The organism is Bacteriovorax sp. As-1 (genome assembly GCF_058446905.1).
Genome location: NZ_CP184341.1, coordinates 44,976 through 66,145, shown reverse-complemented (window position 1 = coordinate 66,145; position 21,170 = coordinate 44,976). Strand labels below are relative to the sequence as shown.

Here is a 21,170-nt window from a genome sequence, read left to right as displayed (position 1 = left end):
GGATCGCATAGAGGCCTTATCAGGAATGGAATATGGTCGATATACATTCAATTCTGGCCGATCACCGCTCAAAAGGTAAAGCTGAAGACAATCAAGATGTCGGAGGCTCTAACATTGCGCTGGGCCCCTCTACCTCTGAAATTCCGGATATTTTCTTTGATAAAATCATTGTGGATTATAAACTAAGCCGCATTGAGATTCTTGTTCTGATGTATATCTATCGTAGAGTCTGGTGCTTTCCCAACCTTCACAGGTCTCACGGTATCTCACAGATGATGTCTCACACGGAAATGGCAAAAAACCTAACCATTGCCATTGAAGACGTTTATTCGGCCCTAAGAAAGCTGGAAGAGTACGATTTCATTCGCACAATTAGAGCCGGGCAGTATTTTTCGCGGCGCTTTTTTTCCAAAGAATTGGACGCAAACTTCAATCAAACATACGACGATTTCGAAATTTAATGGTATGACCTTTCTATAGTTTTACCTATAGGACTGGTTATGAAATCCATTATGAATCACCCTGATTTAATCGCTCACCACGAAGCTCTTGCCAATCACACTCTTTATAACAAAATCAGAACGCTCGATGAACTTAAAATGTTCATGGAGACACATGTGTTTGCGGTGTGGGATTTTATGTCGCTTTTAAAGAGGCTGCAAAAAGAGATTACGTGTGTGGAGCTTCCATGGAGACCAAGTTCTTATCCTAAAGAGACTGTGCGCTTGATTAACGAAATCGTTTTAGGTGAAGAGAGTGATAAAGATTTAGAAGGCAAGGCCTGTGATCATTTTACTCTTTATCTGCGTGCGATGAATGATGTCGGTGCTGATCCAAAAAGACTGCTCTCATTTATGAGCGATCTTAAGTATGAACAGTGGTGTACAAAGGCCGAGCATGATTTTGTAAAATTCAATATTGATCTTTCACTCAATGGAAAAATTCATGAAGTCGCTGCTGCCTTTTTCTTTGGAAGAGAAAAATTAATTCCCGACATGTTCACTTCTATACTTGGTGATCTATCAACGAATTTTGATCAAAAAACTCAAGAATCGTTTCCGAACATGCGCTACTACCTTGCCCGTCATATTGAAATTGACGGAGGAGAGCATTCGCATGCAGCCTCAGATTGTCTTCAATCTCTCTGCGGAAATGATGAAAAGAAGTGGGATGAAGCAAGAGCAGCTGGTGTGATGTCGCTTAAATTAAGAAGCGCGTTGTGGGATGAAGTTGAAAAAGCTCTAGTGTCAAAATCTTAGCACTTCCTATCATATTTTCTTACATTCAACTCAACTGAAAAATTTCATTTACCATTGATCCTAGTTCACACATTTTTCAACTAGGAGGAAAAATGAAATCATTCTCACTTATGGTGGGGCTACTGTGTTTGCTTGCTGTAAACACAAACCAAGCTTTCGCTAAATCAGCAGATGCTTTTCATAAACGTTTTCAAGTTATCCGTTCAGACGACGGTAAATTAGTAGGGATCAGGGACAGGACTCTTCCTGTGAAGTTTTCTGTTGTTCCATATATCAACATGGTGAAGTCTCAGCTTAAAGCTGAACAATCACTTATGTCAGAGCAAAACCTGGCAAGCGGTGAGTACGAAGCGAGTGTTCGTTCAGTATTGGATGAAGACCGTGAGCTTCTTCTTGCTCAAGGCTACACTCAAGCTGAGTACGACCGTTACGTGCAGACGGTTGTTGATTCACTAAAGCAACTGGCCGTTGTAAACGTTGACGGAGTTTTCACGAACCCGGCATTCAATGAAGTTGTTGCAAAGTTCGAAGGTAAAATGACAGATGCTATTTTACTTTTAGACCCAACTATTCTTTCAAACGTTCAAGACCCGACATTCTTTTATAAGAGAAACGTAACTTACAAAGCTGTAAGCTGGGCCCTGGATTTCGCCAGAAAGAGACTGAGCAACATCCCGATGCTAAACACAGCTAGCTACGTGGTTGTTCAAGTTGAAAAACTAATCACAGAAAGAAGAAACTTCCATCAAAACATGCTTCTTCACTATCTTGAGAGCTTCGATGAGAAAGAGCTTGGTTTAACTCACGATGAAGTGAACATGATCTGGTCATCTATCTATGAATCTCGCATTCCATGGTACGCTTTCTGGGAATCAAGTGCAGCTAAGTCTAACTGGACGAAGTACGGAGTGAACAACTTCTACGCTAATTTCAGAGCGGGAACAGCTAAGCTTCAAAAAGCTGGTGGACTGTATTCTGAAGTTAACGATCGCATGAACTACGCTTTCCAACGCGTAACTTTCAACAATGAAAAAGTAGTTGTTAACCTTTTTGATAACGAGTCTATGCTACAGTCTCGTCCAGCGGTTGCTTACAACTACGATCGTCCAACTCAAATTTCAAGAAAGCGCATTATGCTGACTCTTGCTCAGCTTGGACTAAGCTTTGTTCCACTAAACGCTACAATTAAAGACACTGCAGGAAACTTCATCAAGTCTTACTATGCTAACCAGAAAATCACTGAGGGAGCACTGTACGGGTACTTTGAGTCAATGGGTGAAGACTCTGGTATGAGACAAGTAAAAGCTCAATACCTAAACCCTTTCGATGCACTAGCAATGTAGTTTTCCTCATATCAAGGCGGCCAATTAAATGGCCGCCTTTTTTTTATTTAAAATTTTAAAATTAAGGACATCCAATGAAAATTTTCGCTTCTTGCCTGATGCTGGCCCTTACATACAATGCTTTTTCTTACGACAAAGTTATCTACGGTGTAGATGACAGAAAAGATATTTTTGAATCAAAAAATACTCTCTATAAAACTCTTGCCCACTCAACTGCGGCGATGATCCCGACGAACGTTTTAGAAGAACGCGAAGGTAATATTCTGGAAATTACTGGAACAACTCTGGAAGAGGATGGAATCTGTTCAGACGCTCGTTTTGCTAAGCAAATCACAGCGGCAAACTGTTCAGGATTCTTAGTTGGAGAGGATCTACTAGTGACCGCTGGTCACTGTATTGAGTCGCTAAGTGATTGCTCGCGCTACTCATGGGTTTTTGATTACGCCAATACAACTGAAGAAAAGAAAACACATATTGTTCCTAAGTCTGCAGTTTATACATGTACACAAATCATTTCGCGCGCACTGGATAGAGCAACTGACAATGATTACGCTTTAGTTAAGTTAGACCGCAAAGTAGAAGGACGCCTTCCTCTTAAAGTAAGAACATCGGGGAAAATCGCCAATAAGGCGGATCTGGTTGTTATCGGTCACCCGTCTGGGCTTCCATCAAAAATTGCTGATGGTGCAGCTGTGAGAACAAACAAAAATAACTACTACTTCCAGGCAACTCTCGATACGTTTGGAGGGAACTCTGGATCGGCGGTTTTTGACTCAAAAACTGGTGTGGTTGAGGGGATTTTAGTACGCGGGGAAAGAGACTATATCAGCGACCCGGTGAGAGGGTGTTCAATCCCTAAGGTTTGTAAGATGACAGAATGCCGTGGGGAAGATGTCACAAGAATCACAAACATCAAGGAACTGAAGGGTTTTCACTAAGTAATAATTTCACGCTTTAGGGGGAAACCTCTTAAAAATGGTAGGATCTGGCGTCTCGTTTTCATAGGAGAACATGTGCGCCAGGTCCTTTTTTTATGCCTCTTTTTTACTGCGCTTAATGTCCATGCTAAAAGCATCGACCTAAGCACTGTTGGCTCGATTTATGGAAAAGACGACCGCGAACTGGTCACAACTCAATCAACAAAAGAGATCCAGGAATTAAGCCGCTCAGTGGCCCTAATTGTCAGCACCGATCTTTTAGAAGAAAACTTTTTTAAAACCACCATCAAAGCTCAAACTCTGCAAGTTACTGTGCAGATGTGTGTGGATGAGCGCTTCTCCAATAAAAGTGCGCTTCCTGGATGCACGGGGTTTTTAATCGGGCCGGATCTCATGGCCACGGCCGGGCACTGCTTTCAAACCAGTGAAGACTGCATGATGAAAAAGGTCATCTTTGATGTCGACAGCAAAAAACAAACAAAAAAAGGGTACAGCGTTTTAAACAGCAATGTTTTTAGCTGTAAATCTATTGTGGCGCAGTCTTTTGATGGCGAGAGCGACTTCACGATCATCAAGCTGGATCGCGTTCCTAAAAAACGCCCGGCACTTAAATTAAACTTAAAAAATAAAATTGCGGATAACGCTCGCGTTTTTATGATTGGGCATCCATTCGGCCTTCCGCTCATGCTTTCAAAAAGCGCAAAAGTAAATAGCAACACCAGTGATCTCACCTTTACAGCAGGATTGGATTCATTTGAAGGCAACTCGGGTTCTCCGGTTTTTAACGCCAACACTCTGGAAGTTGAAGGGATTCTGGTTAATGGACAACAAGATCTTGTTTTAGATTCTAAAAATGAATGCTATCGTAATTTCCAGTACGAAGAGGACAAGGGCGCCGAAGGCATCTTCAGGATCAGCGGGCTTTTGCCTTATCTTCATTAATTTATACATTCAGGGATCGTTTTCATGGGACATGTAGGATTTGGATCTTACCGCGTAAGTATTAAGTCAAAAGTGCACAGAGAGTCGCTAATTAAAGCGCTAGAGGCCGGCTGTACATTAGTTGATACGTCTTCAAATTACACCAATGGCGAATCAGAAGAGCTGATTGGTTCTGTTTTAAGTGAAAACCCACAATATAAACCCATCATTGTCACTAAAGCTGGATATATACAAGGGCACGCTTTGCGCGTTTTAAAAGAACTTAATGACAAAGGACAAGCGCTGGAAGACCTGGTGGATTTAAGCGAAGAACTAAAGCATTCCATTCATCCTGAGTTTTTAAAGAGTCAATTGGATCAAAGTTTGGAAAGACTAAAGCGCGATTCAGTGGATTACTTTCTACTACATAACCCGGAATATTATTTTCAAACAGCAGGCTCAACTCAAGACGAGTATTACTCGCGTTTAAAAAAGGCCTTCATTTTCTGCGAAGAAGAAGTGAAGAAGGGAAGAATTAAGGCCTATGGTGTGAGTTCAAATAACTTTGTCCTTCCACTTAACGATCCACAAGTAACAGACCTCTCTCGCATCCTTTCAGTCTTAAAAGAAATGAACGGTACGAATTTTAAAATGGTTCAATTTCCATTTAACCTGATTGAAATCGGAGCGCTGGAAAAACTTGGCGATTACGGTGATGAGAGTTTGCTTGAACTGTGTATGGCAAATGGACTGACAACAGTCGTAAATCGCCCTATAAACGCGTTTACTCAAAATAAACTGGTGAGACTAGCGACCTATGAAGAACAGACAAAAAACCTGGACGACAAGAAGGCACAGGAGCTTTTTGAGCACGCCATGGGATTAGTCAAAACAAAGTGGGATGAAGCGGCCGATGAAAATACGACGGCAGATGACTTTCACGAAGTGGAGATGATTAAGCAGTTCACTGAACTTTGGAATAACCTTCCCACTCCGGATGCTGTTGACCAGGTTTATTACGGACACTTCTTTCCTTTCATTTCCCGCGTGTGGGGAGGACAGGGACTTTCTGCTGAAGAGGCACAACCCTTTTATCAATTGATGGAAACATCCTATCTATATTCCCGAAGAAAACTCTCAGATAAAGCGCTGGAGTTTAAAAAACAAGCAATGTCTGTAGGACTTCTGCCAGATGATGCCGAGAGACCTTTTTCAGTTATGGCCGTTGAAACTTACCTAGACTATGGTTTTGATTACATTCTTGTAGGGATGAGAAAACCCGAGTATGTCGATCAAATGAAGGCCCTTTTCTAAAATCATTCAGGCTCAGGGAAAATTTTGCCGATGAACCCAATGTTCAAAAACATATGGGGGACTTATGCAATTATCCAAAATCGTGCCTACGGCACTGGCCATCTTCATGTTATCAAGCATTCTAAGCGCCACAGAAGCAGCAGAAAAAGTTCTGTGTGTGGTTTCAAGCGACGTTGATAAAAACACCGGCAGAATGACCTATGAGATGGATGAAGACGGTCGTGGGATTAAGCACATTTATATGGAAGCTTATGAAAACGGAAAACTGACAGAAAGAAAAGAAGTGGACATGAGCGAGATCAATGGAGATGGAATCATCCTTCACCAGAAAGATAAGTATGTCACAGTCAGATTATACAGTCATAACTTTGATGAAGAGCGCGGTGGGGTGCTTTACTTAGATACATTATACAACGCGGTTAAAGGCGAGAGAAAGGAGTATCAGATTGAAGTGGCCAAAAACGCTCAATCAGAAATCGTGATGATGAATAACAAAAAAGAATTTAACAATATGAAGTTTATTGGAAAAAAAGCGCCGATCATTGGTGTGATCGGCATTGAAAAAGTGAATTTTACAAAAAATTAAATAGTGATGAAGCTGAACCCTTAAGCAGGTTCAGCTTCATTTTTTGTTGAATAGTTTTTTGTCACAACCAGAATGATGATCTGAACTAAAAAGAACGAGCCTAAGAAGACTGCTCCACCTTCACTGAATCCATAAGAGTGAAGTCCTGATGCCAGGATGTAGTTAACTCCAAACCATGCCATCATAACACTTAAGAAAGCAGCAGCTGTCACTGTCATGAAGCGGTCATTTTTAATCCACGAAGTGTAGCGCCCGTGAAGGATGGCCATATAAAGACAAAGAACAATCAGTGACCATGTCTCTTTCGGGTCCCATCCCCAAAACCTTCCCCAAGAGTAATCGGCCCACACACCACCAAGAATAATCCCGGCAGCAAGCATCGTCGTTCCCCATTTAAGAGTCGTGTAGATGATATCAGCGTTTGTGTTTTCTTCTTTTTTATCCATCTTTCCAAGGCGGCGCTTGATAAGAACCGTATTGGCAAGAATCCAGCTCAGGGCCAGAGCACCGTAAGAAAGAATGATGGTTGTCACGTGAGTTGATAACCAGAAGTTATCGCGAAGAACTGGAACGAGAGGCGAGATTGTTGCCGTTAGCATTCCGTTAGCGAAGTTGATCATCATCAGTGTACAAACGTTGTAAGCAAGACCCATGTAAACGAAAACTTTTTCGTTCTTAAAGTGTCCAAGGATCAGGCCTAATAAAAGGGCCCCTGAACCAGAGAAGAGAACTGTCTCGTACATATTGGTAATCGGTGCTCTTCCAGAGATGATAACTCTAAAAGTGATCAGGGTGATCTGAGCAACGATTGATAAACCGGCAAGACCAAGTGTGATCTTGAAGTTTTTAAACAGTACCATTGAGGCCAGGGCCAGGATAGAAAGCAGCATCGCTACACTTGCCAGTCCTGCTTTAGCATACCAGTACTCAACCATGTATTTGTCGCCGAAAGCGGCAGTGTAGTCAGCTTTTGATTTTAGTAGAACTGGAAGAAACGGGTCACCTGGAGTCACTGCTTTTTGGGCCACAACTTTATCTTCTGTTAAAAAAGCTGTCAGTGGCGACCAGTTTAAGCTTGTGCCTTGGACGTCTGCAAAAAGCCAATTGTTTCCGCTTTTGATTTCTTTATAAAGGAAGATGTTGTCAAAAAGTTTTCCCATGGCCTTCTTATAAGAATCGTTTCCTTTTCCCATTCTGGCCTCATTTCTGATTTCGTCTTCTTTAGTGATAAGAGTTTCGTAATCAATTTCGTGAGTGTCGTTAGGTAAACCTAAAAACTTCATAGCATCGACATGATCAATTCTCGCCATAAGTTTTAGAGATACTGGAAGGCCCATGCCATTTAGAGATAGAAGACAGTAGGCTTCAACCGCAGAAAGGTCGTCGACTTTTGTTTTTCCCGTTAAGGCCTTCATCGCTTCCGAAGCGTGGACATAGAGAGGCTTGATCCTTCCGCCTTGCTGAATGGGCAAGGTTTCCAGTTCTTTTTTACAGAAGTAAGTCTCCATCCCGTGAGCGCTGAAAGTGAGTAGGGAGAGCAGGATTAAGATGAGAGTTTTCATTAGGCATCAGCTCCTTTTTCTTTTTTTCTTTTGTTCAGATTGTAGTGCCAGATTCCGCCGAGAACGAGCATTAGCGATCCTAGATATTTTAGTTCGCGTCCCTGGTCGACGTTTACAGCGAGAGTTGAGTGATAATTTCCACCGCTGTCTTGAGAGTAAGAGGCCTGGTAGAAAGTGTATCCCGAATGTTTTAATGGATTGTTCATAAAGACGTGGTGATTAGTCATCTTGCCATCGTCAAAAAGTTTAACGAAGGACTCATAACTTGCCGGGTTGTCTGTTCCCGGGTCTTTGTCCATTTTAAATTGTGAAAGTGCCACTTCAAAAGGAAGAGTTAAACTCTCTTTTGTCACTTCGATAATAACTTTTTTCCCGCCAATAATCAGGCTCAGAGGAGAGTAGTTGGTCGCCCAGTATTCTTTGCCCATGATCTCAAGTTTCACCGCGCGGATGTCACCTTTAATAACTTGTCCATTTTTTTGAATGGGAATGGTTGAAACTGGGAGATTAAAAGGAACAAGTCTATCCTGGTGGTCGACTAAAGAGATTTCGGCCCCCATCCACGGCAGACCGACTGTCGGTCCTTTTAATTCAATATTGTGAACTAACCACTTCTTGTCATCTTTAGAGTAGAAAGCGAGCTTCTTTCCAAAAAGAAACAGGTTGGGTTTATCTTCAAAGATTCTTTTAGAAAAAGAGCGGATGATCGATTTTTGATCAACCTGAAAATTCGCATCAACCGGAAATGGTGAGAAGTCAGGGAAGAATGTGAGGAGTTTTCCATCAACTGGGTAAACTAAGAAACGATTGTTAGCACTTGTTGTTTTAACCGGAAGTTTTTTTTCTTCAGGTGTGAAACACTCAGCAGTTTCTGAGTTCCAAATGATAATGCCTGATGGGTTTTCTTTTTCAAAACAAGTCGCCAGGTTGGCAGGCATGTAGTTAAAAGTCAAAGGTCCCATGCTCATTGTTGATTGAAATTCCGAACTCGACTCTGGGTGAAGAGTCAGGAGAACTTCCTGCTCAGCAAATGGGTTTTTGAAATAGTATTTAGAAGACTGCACTGGAGCATTGGCCGGGTATGAGTTAATGGCGTCAGTCCAGACGAATTTTCCTTCGGCAAAAGGGATGTACTCAACGACGTTGATCCCTTCATACTCTTGGTTGATTTTGGTTGAAAAAGCACTATAAGGAAGTTCCGTGGTGACTTGTTTTCCTTCTTCCGGGTAAGTCATTTTCAAAACATCTTTAGAGAGAATAACCTGACGGTTAGGTTCATTTGGTGCCAGCGTAATACTGCCGTCAATTCCGGCAATATAAGTGATCATTGAACCTACACCTATAATGATAAGGCCCGCATGAATAGTGTAGAAACCGTAGAGTCTTTTTTTCGGCGGCAGTCTTAAGAAGGCCGCAAAGATAATCGACATGAGCATCCCGAATTGGATGAACATGAAGTAAAAAGTTTTGTAAACGGTGCGGTTAGCGAAGTCTGTTCCGTAATACGATTCGAGAAATGTTCCGATGATCATAGCTAGGGAAAAAAGTAGAATGATGATGACGGCGAATTTCATCCCGCCAATAGTGCGCTCCACTTTGTTCCAGTCTATTTTAAATAGTCTTTTCACAGTGAGTCCCTAATTGAATGTATGCTTTTTTATATCACAGTCGATATGGGCTAGGAACGAATAACTTTCACAACAAGCATAAGAATTCCAAAGAGTATTGGCTGATGAATCAGGTAAACAAAAAGGGAGTGCTTGCCTAGATAGTTCAGAGATTTAACTAATGGATTTTGAGGGAACTCAATTCGGTGGATACCTTTGTGCGCGGCAAATATCCCGAGTAAACTAGCACCAACCCAGGGAAATGGTGAGATATAGTCCCACGACGAGTGAGGAAGTTGAATCCAGGGAATTGTTTTATCCAGAGTGATTGATGGGATGAATAAACATAGGCCTATAATGAGTGATTCTCGCGGACGTTTTAAAAACGGCAATGACATGACAGAAACAACGGCAATCGAGTGCAAGGTGCCAAAATAAATCCAATTATTCGGGAAGAATTTGTAAGTAACGACGCTAATAACGACGGCCCAGAAAACAATCAGTAAAAGGCGTTTTAAAAAAGGCTTCCACTTGATGCCATCGCGATGAGCGAGAGTGAGGGCCACTCCAACGGCAAAAAGAAAAAGAAAGACAATTAGTCGTGGGAAAAAATACCAGAAGGGTTGATTGACGATATCAAAACTCACGAGACCAAAATAATTCAGGTCAAATGAGAAGTGGAAAATAATCATCAAGACGACAGTGAAGCCGCGTAGGATGTCGAGAGAGAGTGAGCGGTTTTTGTGTTTAACTTCTTCCATAATTATGTTTAGATTATTTCATGATTATGAATAAAAAGAAAACGCTAAAGATTGCTCTCTTTATCTTCGCCCTTATTGTCTTATCAGCTATTGTGGGAGGCTACGAATTTTTTCGCTCCCGTGTGCCACAGATGAATGGGGAAGCGGCCCTCTCAGGTTTAAGTGCTCCGGTGGAAGTTGTCCGTGACAGACACGGAATCCCGCACATTAGCGCTCAAACATCAGAGGATGCTTTTAGGACTTTGGGTTATGTCATGGCCTCTGAAAGACTTTTTCAAATGGAAGTCAGTCGCCGCCTGGCACAGGGAGAATTAGCAGAGCTTCTTGGAGAGAAACTGCTTCGCTCTGATAAGCTCTTTAGAAACCTGGGACTCAAGTATGAGTCGGAAAAACTTTTTGCCAGAAAAACGGCAGACAAATCTTTTGATCCGCAAATGTTAAAAGAGATGAATGCTTTTTACGACGGGATTAATCAGTTTGTTGCAAAGGGGCCATTGCCAATTGAATTTAAAATCCTGGGGATTAAGCCTCGTCCATTCACTATGGTTGATGGTCAGAGTTTCGTAGGACTCATGGGCTTTAGTTTTGGTATCGCTATAATGACTGAGCCACTATTGACTGATCTGGCAAAAAGAATTGGTGGCGATTTAACTAATGATCTTCGCAATGAAAAAATTCCCAATGAGGCCACGCGTGTAGTGGACACTTCCAGTGTCGTCTCAAAAGAAGTGTTAAAAGTGATTTCTAGTTTAGAGTCTGGATTTCCACTTTTTGAAGGATCAAATGGTTGGCTTTTATCAGGAAAGAGAACGTCTTCTGGAAGCCCGGTTTTATCAAATGACCCACATATTTCTTACTCGCATCCCGGGATCTGGTTTGAAGCTCATATAAAGACGCCGGAGTATGAGTCTTATGGTCATTTCCTTTCACTCATTCCGTTTCCGATTCTCTCTCACAACCGCGAGCGCGGTTGGGGGCTAACGATGAGTTTGACTGATGACATGGATATTTATCAGGAGCAAATTAACGAAAAAGACCTTACTTATCGTTTTAAAGGAAAAGATCTTCCACTGGAAAAACGAGAGGAAATTATCAAAGTTAAAAACGCGCCTGATTTTAAAATGACTGTATTTAAAACGCACCATGGGCCGATTTTAGATTACGCTTTAAGCGAGACGACAAAAGAGAAGTCACTGAGCCTTCAGTGGCCTTTTTACAGCGAGAAAAACGACCCGTTCACCACTGTTTTTCGCATGGGACGAGCTAAAAATATGCAGGAGTTTAAGGACGCTGTGGCCACGGGGTTGGCGCCAGGTCTAAATATTCTCTATGCCGACAAAGAAAATATCGGTTGGTGGATTTTTGGAGAAGTTTGGAAAAAACGCCCGGGAATTAAAACCGATTTTATTCTCGATGGTCAGAGTGGAAATGATGAAATTTTAGGCACGCTTTCGATGAATGAAAAACCTCATTCGGAAAATCCGGAAAGTGGTCTGATCGTTTCGGCCAACGCTAGACCTTCAGGGTATCCGGCGCATTTGCGCGGAGACTGGCAGCCGGATGACCGCCAAAAAACCCTGGAGAAAATTCTCTCACAAAACGACAAATGGTCGCCTGAAGAGTTGATGGAAGTCCAGGCCTTGAACATGAATTTTGAAAACAAAGTTTTGCTTCATGCTTTATTAAATGATTTGAGCTTTAAGAATAAAACAGAAGAAAACCGCTATGAAAAATACGTGCAGATTTTGCGCGAGTGGAATTTAAGCTCTGAGATTACTTCCATTGCTCCTTCAATTTATTACAGCTGGACCCGTGATATCCAAAAAAAATTGCTGGTGAATTTAACAGATGATGAAAAAGAGATTTTTGCCAAAGTTCCCAACGGATGGATCTTTTTTAAGCGCGTGATCTTAGGGCCCACGTCGCCGTGGTGGAAAAAATTCGACCGCACCGCACTCTTAAAAGAAACTTTTATCGGAACGATCACCACTTTGGAAAAGCGTTTTGGTGAAGATACTAACGAATGGAAGTGGGGAAAGTTGCACACTCTTGAGTTCGTTCATCCCATCGGAAGAGTCAAGCCGCTCAATTATATTTTCAACCTTGGCCCTTATCCGGCGCCAGGAGCGACTCAGGAAGTGAACAATCAGAAAGTGACTTCATATAAAGGTGATTTTGAAGTGACGGCCGGCCCATCAACCCGCAGGATTATTGATTTCGCCCGCCCGGAAAAAGCGTGGGGGATTCTGCCAATTGGAAACTCAGGGCACCTATTGTCGCCATTTTATAACGATCAGGTTCAGCTCTTTTTAGAGGGAAAATACCGCGAAGAGCTTATGGATTTGGATGAAGGAGATGCGCGCTTTAAAATGATTTTTAAATCTTTATAGGCCCGGGAAAAAAACCATCAGCGGTTTTTTTGTCTGGATAACTACCTTGCCTTGCCCCTGATTGCTTAGACCACGAGAACTCAGGGGCCCGATCTTAAGCCACTTTTTTGCCTGATAGGCACATTCTCCGCTCACTTTGATGTGATTGTCTTCTAATGAGGCGACGCTGAAAATTCCGTCAATCCAGAATTCATGGCGTCCGGCCGCTAAAAACTCCACTTTGTCTTCAAAACATAAGCGTGGAAGCGGGGATTTCTTCTTCCAGCTCTTTATATAAAGGATCATTTCACCAAAATTCACCACTTCATGATCAACTCTTCCCCCGAGAAAACCGGCAAAAACAAATCTTCCGATATTATTTTGGCGCGAAAATGTTTTAAGGAAAAAACTTAAGTCGGAGAGGTTTTGGTCTATTTTGGTGATGGTCATCTGCTTTTTACTGCTGTCTCCATCGCCTACAGAGATGGACTCTTTGCATAGAAGCGGGGCCTTTTTTAGAAGCTTCCCTTTATGAGTCAGACCGCCATCAATAAAAACCAGTCGGGTGTTTTTGTCTTTTAAGAGAGGAGCAATAGATTTCATGGAAAAAGGCATGGGGCCGATCACCAGGAAAGTCAGCTTGTGATTTAGGGGGTGTTTTTCATTTTTGATCATGTTAATGTAGCCTCTCCAACATCACTATATAAGAAGGCGATAGCATCTTGAAAGTAAATTTAAGCTCTCTTTCTCTCCGGGCCCAGGCCCTGATTAGTGCTCCAAGGTTTTACCTGGAAGGGGAAAGTCACGGGCCTGATTTTGCCATCGAGAATATAGGTGACAAGATTTTGACGGCCAGGCACCGCGGTCCTCGCGATGAGATGAGTTTTCTTTTTGCCGAAGTCCTGGCCCGGTTTTCTGAAGGAAAAACTCTGCGTGAAATCTGGAGGATCTCTTTTAGGGAGATTGAGAGTTTTTTACGCGACGAAAATCACCTGCCATTTTCTCCCGAAGATCCCCAGGAGTTGGAGAATCTCTTTGTAAAAGTGAAGTTTTCTTTGATGGCAGCCCTCTTTAGGGTGGCCCATGCTTTGGATTTTTCGGAAGTGTCTAAGGCCTTTTCCCGCTGGAATGAGCTTTCTTTAGTAGAGAAAAATAAGTCTTCACAAGTGCTTTTTTCTGCCCTTTCCTGGGATTTTATCTACTGTGACGGAGAGGTTTCCCACGTCAGTGAAGTTTTTGATGGGCTCTCCAAAGAGGGGACGGAGTCTTTTTTGAGGGAGATTTTTAGAGGAGAGGGCAAAGTTCTCCCAATGATTGTGGTTGCCGTCTAATAATCTTTTAGAGTAAAATTCTAAGCAGTTTAGTTAATTCCATTCTATTTATTACTTTACGAGGTTTTGATGAAAAGTGTTCTTTCTTTAGTATCTGTCTTTGTTCTATCTTCACTATTGTCTACAGGTTTTGCTCAAGACGCAGCTAAAGGAAAGGCCTTATACGCTACATGTATTCAGTGCCATGGTGAAAATGGTGAAGGAAACCTTGCTAAAAAAGCACCGAAGCTATCTGGCCAGCATGATTGGTATGTAGTGAAGCAAGTGACAGAAATCAAATCAGGAGTGAGAAAGAACCCTGATATGCAACCATACGTAAAAGGCCTATCAGACCAGGACATCAAGGACCTGGCTGCCTATATCGTGACTCTATAATCGTTAGAAAAGTTTACTCTTATTGCAAAGGATTGCTATGAAGCTTACTTTTAAGAAGGCCAAGACAGAAAAGGACATCAAAGAGATCTACGATCACAACATTGACGCATTCTCAGATTCTCCTGACTTCAAATGGACATTTGAAGAGATTAAGAAGGAAGTCTCTGAAGGATGGGAACTGTTTTCCCTGATCGATGACAGCGAAATCGTTGCTGCCGTCTTCTATAAGGTAGAAGATGACTCTCTTTTAACCAAGAACACAGCTATTAAGATCGACCACCAAGGAGCGGGGCTATCCCACTCTATTAAAGAATTCTTTGAAAAAGTGGCCCGCGAGAAGAAATTAAAGCGCATTTACCACTACTGCCGTATCGATAATTTCAGAATGTATTCTTTAAATGAGTCACATCAATATAAGAAAACCCCTAGGAAATTAGGGCCAGAAGGACTGGTCGTCGAGTGGATGAAGACGGTAAAATAGTCCATCTCCCTAGGGAAAATCATCAATCCCCTAGGGAAAAATGAAAAAAAAAGTAAAAAAAACTGTTTTTTGCTATAGACATGATGAAAATTTTCGAGCAATAATTTATCTATAAGTGAATTTCTCGAGGGAAAACGTAAGATATAAGAAAATTTCCCCTCGAAAAAATGAAAAAAGAAGAAAAAGAAATCGTTTCTTTAACCATAAACAACTTTAGACAATCAACAACATGTCTAATTTAACGGAGGAATCTCAAATGGCAGTTAAGAAAAAAGCAGCTACTAAAAAAGCAGCTCCAAAAGCAAAAGCTACTAAAAAAGCAGCCCCAAAAGCTACTAAGAAAGCAGCTCCAAAAGCTACTAAGAAAGCAGCTCCAAAAGCTACTAAGAAAGCAGCTCCAAAAGCTACTAAAAAAGCAGCTCCAAAAGCAGCTAAAAAAGCTCCAAAAGCTAAATCAGCTCGTAAACCAAACGCAGCTTTCATGAAAGCTCTTACTCCTTCAGCTGTACTTGCTGAAATCGTAGGAAACAAGCCACTTCCACGCACTCAAGTTGTTTCTAAAATTTGGGACTACATCAAGAAGCACAACCTTCAAAACCCAAAAAACAAAAGAAACATCATTGCAGACGACAAACTAGCTAAACTTTTTGGAAAAAAAGAAGTTACTATGTTCGAACTTGCAGGGATCGTTGGAAAGCACCTATCTTAATTTTTATTAAGTAAAAGTTCCATAAAAGGGCCACCTTCGGGTGGCCTTTTTTATTTGGGAAATGAAATACAAAATAAAGTTGGATTTTAAGGGTAAAAAAGAGGGGATTAAGGCCTTCTTAGCCCAGAGTACTTAGATTCAACCGAGTCGCTTACCCATTCAGTCTTATCCGTTTTTCTCACTTCTCTGGCCGTCTTTAAGAATTCGTTACATTGAAAGCTTGAGGCAATATTGCTTGAAGTTTCACTCTTATTTTCAAGGTATGCCACACAGGACTCACCATAGTAGTTGAGGAATTCCGGGAAATTTTTGGCAAAAAGATTAATGATGGCCTTATGTCTTGGTAGATTTGGGTCTTTAAAGATCTTATCCGGGATAATAGGCAAGTTTTTAATCTGCTCAAGGATCTTTTGGCGGTTTTTAAAACTTGAGCTCAAATCCTCAATACGCTTCCAGGCAAGATTCATCTTATCGCCCACTACCGGGCCATCCAAAAGATAAATAACAGCGTAAAGGTCTTCCTCTTCTTTGGTTAGAAGTCCCTTGGCAGATAGTAAATTCATCGCCAGCTCTTTTTGCAGACCATTGGTAATACTTGATTGCAGACTTAAACGCAGGGCCGGAATAAGTTTGGTAAAACATTTATCCGGAACAACTCGCGAAATAAGATTTTTGTAGTTGTCGTCGAAGTCTTTATCAAAGCTCTCTTCAGTCAATTTTCCGATCACGGCCCTTTGGACATCTGGCTTCTCACAATAAAGATTGGCGATATTGTCGTTGACGGCACGCTGGTAAAAAGGCCAGGTCTTAAGAGTTGAAGGGTATTTTTCGATTAATGCGGCCAGCTCCAGACCAATGTCCGGGTCCTTTTTTGAAAAGAACCAGAATGAGTTTAGTTCAGTGTCACAGGCCTTAATGGCCTCTTTTGAGGTCTCTCTCTTTTGCTCAGAGGCCAAAGAGTAACATTCACTAAAAAACTTTTTAGCGTAAAGAGAGCGCTTTAGTTGAAAGAACTCGTCATTGGCCAGAGCACTTGAGCGTCCGATGCCTTCGATTTGTTTAAAACTCTTTAAGCTGAAATCGCGGGTTTTAAGCTTGTAGTCGACCATTTCCATGGCCATGGATTGATACATATCTTTCCACAGCTTCATGCGCTCGCTTGGGCGGATGTCATTAACGTGGGCCAAAAATTCTTCGAAGTTCTTTTCCTGCTCGAGGGCAGAGAGGTCCTTAAGCGTGTAAAGGGGAGCGCTTTGTCCGTGAGCAAATGAATGGGCCAGCAGCAGGGTTAATAGTGACATCATAACCAAATTTTAGGGAGGGAAATGCTATTAGTCAAACGCCAAAAATGGTGGTCTTAACGAGGCTTTTAAGATACCTTTGTGGCACTTAAATTTTTAAAAATTTCATCCCCTTACGGAGCTTTATTTATGCCTTTAGTGCCAGAGGATTTCTTAGTTACAATCCAGAGTGTCGATCATGCATTTTCTGGGGCAAACTGGAAGATTATTTTCTACAAAGAGTTCAGCAACATTATCGTGGAAAAAGACCAGACGCTACACACTGACATCGTCGATGTGCTGACGCCATACTTAACGAACCTGAAGCAAAACTTCAGAGCGCAGATGGTATTTAGGTCAACTCCTTTTCTGGTGGGGTTTTACTACGACAGAAAAGAAGTGCGCTTCTATACACCAAAACTTTCTCAGGAACTCTTTATCCTTCAACAAAGCGAGATCCTGGATTTAAACACTCCTCAGGTTAAAGACCTAAGAGTGCATACCGAGCTTGCTGCTTCTTTGCAGGCAAAAAATTTCCCGACCGTTGTGGAAAACCTGATCAGTGTTGATGGACTTCCCGATTTATTAAATGATCCAAAATACCAGGCGATTGAAGAGAGATCTGCTCAGATCGTAAAAAAGCTTCTTAGTTTTTTAAACGAATACCGTCCGACTCTTTTTGAAGATGTTTCAGACTTTGGTTTAGGGCTAACCGCTCAGTACGCGCTATTGCGCATTCACTTATTAAAGTTCCTGGCGATTCTTCCATCTTTAGACCACGATAAGAAAGGGGTGGAAGTTAAGCGCATCCTGATTGAAGCGCTTTCTCGCTTCTTAAAAGACAACAGAAAAGCGAGACGTACTAAGAAAAAAGGACAAGAGAGAGCTCTTCCTTCGACTTACACTCTAGGAATCAAAGCTTTCTATTACCTGGCGAAAATCATGCCTGCATGGCCTCTGGCCTCAGTGATTAGAAGTGCAGTTAAACTTATGGCCAAGCGTTTTATCGCCGGTGAGAGCATTGAAAAAGCAGACCGCTCTCTGCGCGCTTTAAGTGAAACAGGAAGAGATGTAACTCTCGATCAACTAGGAGAGCTGGTTGTTTCTGAAAGAGAAGCAGACCACTACAAAGAAGAAGTTTTAAAACTGGTAAGAGGATTCTCTCTTCATGTTAAAAAAGGGGAGATGAACGTTGCTGGGATTAACCGCGCGCACGTTTCTATTAAAGTCTCAGCACTATGCTCTGACTTTAAACCTCAGGCCTTCGACTACACATATAATTTAGTGGCCCCAAGACTTAAGGAAATCCTGCTTGCAGCAAAAGCAGAAGATGTTTTCATCAATATCGATGCTGAACACTACCATTACCGTGATGTGGTTTTTAAAATCTACCGCCGCGTTCTTTTAGAGACAGCAGAACTTAGAGACTACAAATCAACAGGTATTGTTATCCAGGCCTACTTGCGCGATGGTTACCAGCACTTAAAAGAAATTATTGCCCTGGCAAAAGAAAGAGGGCTTCCTATGCCGGTTCGTCTGGTAAAAGGAGCTTACTGGGATGCTGAAACAGTTGAAGGGGATGCCCACAGCTTTAATGCTCCTCAATTCTTAAATAAAGAAGAAACTGATATTCACTTCAGACAGCTTATTCTTAAAATTTTAGAATCTCACCCGCACTTAAAACTGGCCCTGGCCTCACATAACTTCTCTGACCACGGATTCGCTGAAGCGGCAAAAGAGCTTCTTTACCCACAAGTAGGAGAAATCGAGCACCAGTGTCTACACATGACTTATGAAGCGCTTTCAACTGCACTGGCAAAGATGGGGTGGGCAACAAGAAACTACGTTCCAGTAGGAAGCTTACTTGTTGGTATGGCCTACCTGGTAAGACGTATTATGGAAAACTCTTCTCAAGTAGGGGTTTTAACCATCATGCGTTCGCACAAAAAACACTTAACTCTTCAATCGCCATACGCGATTCATGAAGAAAAGAAAAAAGCTGGAACCATTGCCCGCGACCAGTCAGTGTCAAAACTAGAAGACGAATTCTTTAACGTCTCTCCACTTCGCTTGTATCTTGATGATGAGAGAGTGTGGATGGAAAAAGCGCTGAGATCATTTGAAGAAAAATCTCTTGGAAAAGACTACCACAATGGTTTTGACCTAAAAGGTGACTGGGTAGAAATCAAAGCGAGCTCAAACCCAGATATCTTGGTTGGACGCATCCGTTTTGCTAACCTTGAAGATGCAAAAGCGGCGATTGAAACAGTTGACCGCTCTTACAACGAAGGTTCGTGGGCCAATTCAAAATGGCCGTTTAGAACAGCGACGTTAGTAAAAGCTGCAAGCTACATGCTGGCAAAAAGAAATGAGCTTTCTGCTCTAATCGTATATGAAGCAGGAAAATCGGTTGGTGAAGCTTTAGCGGACGTTGACGAGGCCATCGACTTCTTAAACTTTTACGCAAGAACTGAAGCTTACCTGCAAAGAAACCTGACTGATCTTTCAAGCCGTGGTCCTGCAGTAGTGATTTCTCCATGGAACTTCCCTTTGGCAATTCCATGCGGGATGGTGGTGAGTTCACTGGTTTGTGGTAACACTGTTATTCTTAAATCAGCAGAGCAGACTCCGCTTATCACTCAACTCCTTGTTGATATCCTTCACGCTTCTGGAGTGCCGAAAGACGTTCTTATTCACCTTCCAGGTGAGGGAGAAACTGTTGGTGACTTCTTAGTTAAAGACGAGCGAACATCGACGATTGTCTTCACTGGCTCAAAAGCAGTTGGGACTTATATCGCAGGTGTGACAAGAAAGAGACTTTATAAAAATAAGTTAACGAATAAGTCTTACCCGGTTAAGGCGATTACAGAAATGGGTGGAAAAAACGCGGTTATCGTCACTCAAAACGCCGAGCTTGATGAAACGGTTTCTGGAATCCTGTACTCAGCTTTTGGTCACGCCGGACAAAAGTGTTCAGCTTGTTCACGTGTTATCGTTCACAATTCACTAAAAGATAAACTGATTGAAAGACTTCGCGCCGCTGCTTCTGATTTAAAAGTAGGAGAGTCGTTTAAGTTTGATACTACGGTTAACCCGGTGATTACGGCCTTTGACCAAAAACGTCTTCGTCAGTCGGTGAGAGAAGCTTCAAATGAGGCGGCCAACTTTGGTGGCTCTGTTGTTATTGACCGCTCAAATGACAACCTTCCAGGATACTGTGTGGGGCCGGTTGTGATCGAGCTTCCGTATAAACGTGCTCTAGATAAAGAAAGTTTTGCTCAAAGAGAGCTTTTTGGGCCAGTGGTTCACATTATTGGTTTTGACACTCTTGATGATGCCGCAAAACTTTTCAACAGCACAGACTACGCATTAACTGGGGGGATTTTCTCTCAGTCGCAAAACGATATTGATTATCTTCTGACAAAACTTGAATCAGGAAACCTTTATATCAACCGTACGATCACTGGTGCCCGTGTTGCCATTGAGCCATTTGGTGGATTTAAACTTTCTGGAACAGGACCTAAGGCCGGCGGACGCCATTATATTTTAAGTCTTCACCAGACTCAGGATCAGACGATTGCTGCGGCAACGGAAGTTAAACTGAGCGTGGAAGAAGGTCATGATTCTCCAGTGACTCTTAAAAAACCTTCTCGCCTAACCGCTGAGTCGCGTTTAGCAAGAATGGAGAAATTCCTTGATGTCTTCACTTCAAGTTTTGAAACTCACTACCAGGGGATTTATAGTAACTACAAAGAGGCCCTTCGCGATTATAAAAAATGGCTTTCAAAGAACTACGTGGGTTTTGTCGAAAAAGAACACAAAAACCGCGTGATCCCAGGCCAGTTAAGTTATAACGATTACCGTTTAAGCACTGAGCATGCTCTCGTTGTCTCTGTGACAGATAGACCTGAATTAAAAACATTGATCCAAGTTTTCTCTAGTTTAATCTCGGGAACAGGTCTTGCGGTTGCTTGCCGTAACCGCCAATCATTCCAGTGGTGGATGAATTTAAGAGACACTCTGATTGAAGCAGGCTTCTCAAAAGAAAACCTGGAAGTGTACTTTGCTAAAACTTCAGAGCTGGCAAAATCAATTAATGATCCAAAGCTTTCAGTGATCATCTACGATGGTCCAATGGATGAATACCACCTGCACATTGGAGATTTCCTGAACGATGCTAAACATGACGAACGCATGAAGTTGATCTTAACTATAAATGATCATTTAAAAGCATCAGATTTTTATCACCAGGCCCTAAACTACGTATGGGTAAGATCTCTTGCCGTCAATACAATGAGGCACGGAGCTCCACTGGATCTGGAAATTTAAGAGGT

General features: G+C 42.1%; 18 protein-coding genes. 13 read left to right on the top strand and 5 right to left on the bottom strand.

Annotated features, from left to right (window positions below; genetic code table 11):
* Nucleotides 1-32 precede the first annotated feature (32 nt).
* The 7 genes from ACN20O_RS00315 (at nt 33) to ACN20O_RS00285 (ending at nt 6,361) form a co-directional block, all read left to right on the top strand.
* Nucleotides 33-461, top strand: coding sequence for a hypothetical protein (locus ACN20O_RS00315; RefSeq protein ID WP_491636066.1), 429 nt, complete (start codon nt 33-35; stop codon nt 459-461).
* Nucleotides 462-500: 39 nt separating this feature from the next.
* Nucleotides 501-1,259, top strand: coding sequence for a DUF3050 domain-containing protein (locus ACN20O_RS00310; RefSeq protein ID WP_491636064.1), 759 nt, complete (start codon nt 501-503; stop codon nt 1,257-1,259).
* Nucleotides 1,260-1,351: 92 nt separating this feature from the next.
* The gene (locus ACN20O_RS00305; protein WP_491636062.1) at nt 1,352-2,602 is read left to right on the top strand and encodes a hypothetical protein; all 1,251 of its coding nucleotides are present in this window, start codon (nt 1,352-1,354) and stop codon (nt 2,600-2,602) included.
* Between the two features lie 74 nt (nt 2,603-2,676).
* Nucleotides 2,677-3,540 carry a trypsin-like serine peptidase gene (locus ACN20O_RS00300; RefSeq protein WP_491636060.1) on the top strand — a complete coding sequence of 288 codons (864 nt, stop codon included), beginning with the start codon at nt 2,677-2,679 and terminating at the stop codon, nt 3,538-3,540.
* A 75-nt stretch (nt 3,541-3,615) separates the two neighbouring features.
* Nucleotides 3,616-4,482, top strand: coding sequence for a trypsin-like serine peptidase (locus ACN20O_RS00295; protein WP_491636058.1), 867 nt, complete (start codon nt 3,616-3,618; stop codon nt 4,480-4,482).
* A gap of 24 nt (nt 4,483-4,506) precedes the next feature.
* Nucleotides 4,507-5,775 carry an aldo/keto reductase gene (locus ACN20O_RS00290; protein WP_491636056.1) on the top strand — a complete coding sequence of 423 codons (1,269 nt, stop codon included), beginning with the start codon at nt 4,507-4,509 and terminating at the stop codon, nt 5,773-5,775.
* A 64-nt stretch (nt 5,776-5,839) separates the two neighbouring features.
* Nucleotides 5,840-6,361 (top strand): hypothetical protein, encoded by a 522-nt coding sequence (locus tag ACN20O_RS00285; protein WP_491636054.1) that lies wholly within the window; start codon nt 5,840-5,842, stop codon nt 6,359-6,361.
* A gap of 20 nt (nt 6,362-6,381) precedes the next feature.
* Here ACN20O_RS00285 and ACN20O_RS00280 read toward each other — a convergent pair whose 3' ends face one another.
* The 3 genes from ACN20O_RS00280 to ACN20O_RS00270 are packed head-to-tail and all read right to left on the bottom strand — an operon-like array spanning nt 6,382 to nt 10,291.
* Nucleotides 6,382-7,923, bottom strand: a complete 1,542-nt coding sequence (locus ACN20O_RS00280) for a cytochrome c biogenesis protein (RefSeq protein WP_491636052.1) — start codon at nt 7,921-7,923, stop codon at nt 6,382-6,384.
* The gene (locus ACN20O_RS00275) at nt 7,923-9,551 is read right to left on the bottom strand and encodes a cytochrome c biogenesis ResB family protein (RefSeq protein ID WP_491636050.1); all 1,629 of its coding nucleotides are present in this window, start codon (nt 9,549-9,551) and stop codon (nt 7,923-7,925) included. Before ACN20O_RS00275 ends, ACN20O_RS00280 begins: the two co-directional genes overlap by 1 nt.
* Nucleotides 9,552-9,601: 50 nt before the next feature.
* On the bottom strand, nt 9,602-10,291 hold the full coding sequence (locus ACN20O_RS00270; protein ID WP_491636048.1) for a heparan-alpha-glucosaminide N-acetyltransferase: 690 nt from the start codon (nt 10,289-10,291) through the stop codon (nt 9,602-9,604).
* Nucleotides 10,292-10,311: 20 nt separating this feature from the next.
* On the opposite strand from ACN20O_RS00270, the gene ACN20O_RS00265 reads away from it, so the two are divergent.
* On the top strand, nt 10,312-12,681 hold the full coding sequence (locus tag ACN20O_RS00265; RefSeq protein WP_491636046.1) for a penicillin acylase family protein: 2,370 nt from the start codon (nt 10,312-10,314) through the stop codon (nt 12,679-12,681).
* Here the strand turns inward: ACN20O_RS00265 and ACN20O_RS00260 are convergent.
* A complete protein-coding gene (locus tag ACN20O_RS00260) occupies nt 12,676-13,335 on the bottom strand; it encodes a motility associated factor glycosyltransferase family protein (protein WP_491636044.1) in 660 nt (219 codons plus the stop codon). The genes ACN20O_RS00265 and ACN20O_RS00260 overlap by 6 nt on opposite strands.
* Before the next feature lie 47 nt (nt 13,336-13,382).
* On the opposite strand from ACN20O_RS00260, the gene ACN20O_RS00255 reads away from it, so the two are divergent.
* The 4 genes from ACN20O_RS00255 (at nt 13,383) to ACN20O_RS00240 (ending at nt 15,556) form a co-directional block, all read left to right on the top strand.
* Nucleotides 13,383-13,991, top strand: a complete 609-nt coding sequence (locus ACN20O_RS00255; RefSeq protein ID WP_491636042.1) for a hypothetical protein — start codon at nt 13,383-13,385, stop codon at nt 13,989-13,991.
* Between the two features lie 69 nt (nt 13,992-14,060).
* Entirely contained in the window at nt 14,061-14,366 is a 306-nt protein-coding gene (locus ACN20O_RS00250; protein WP_102243864.1) for a c-type cytochrome, read from the top strand.
* Nucleotides 14,367-14,403: 37 nt separating this feature from the next.
* Complete coding sequence (locus ACN20O_RS00245; RefSeq protein ID WP_102243863.1) at nt 14,404-14,847, top strand: GNAT family N-acetyltransferase; 444 nt, start codon at nt 14,404-14,406, stop codon at nt 14,845-14,847.
* Between the two features lie 256 nt (nt 14,848-15,103).
* Nucleotides 15,104-15,556: an SWIB/MDM2 domain-containing protein gene (locus ACN20O_RS00240; RefSeq protein ID WP_491636039.1), complete on the top strand. Its 453-nt coding sequence runs from the start codon at nt 15,104-15,106 to the stop codon at nt 15,554-15,556.
* 107 nt (nt 15,557-15,663) lie between these two features.
* On the opposite strand, the gene ACN20O_RS00235 is transcribed toward ACN20O_RS00240, so the two are convergent.
* Nucleotides 15,664-16,860 carry a hypothetical protein gene (locus tag ACN20O_RS00235; RefSeq protein ID WP_491636037.1) on the bottom strand — a complete coding sequence of 399 codons (1,197 nt, stop codon included), beginning with the start codon at nt 16,858-16,860 and terminating at the stop codon, nt 15,664-15,666.
* A 126-nt stretch (nt 16,861-16,986) separates the two neighbouring features.
* Here ACN20O_RS00235 and ACN20O_RS00230 point away from each other — a divergent pair, with 126 nt between their 5' ends.
* Nucleotides 16,987-21,165, top strand: a complete 4,179-nt coding sequence (locus tag ACN20O_RS00230; protein WP_491636035.1) for a bifunctional proline dehydrogenase/L-glutamate gamma-semialdehyde dehydrogenase — start codon at nt 16,987-16,989, stop codon at nt 21,163-21,165.
* Nucleotides 21,166-21,170: the final 5 nt, after the last annotated feature.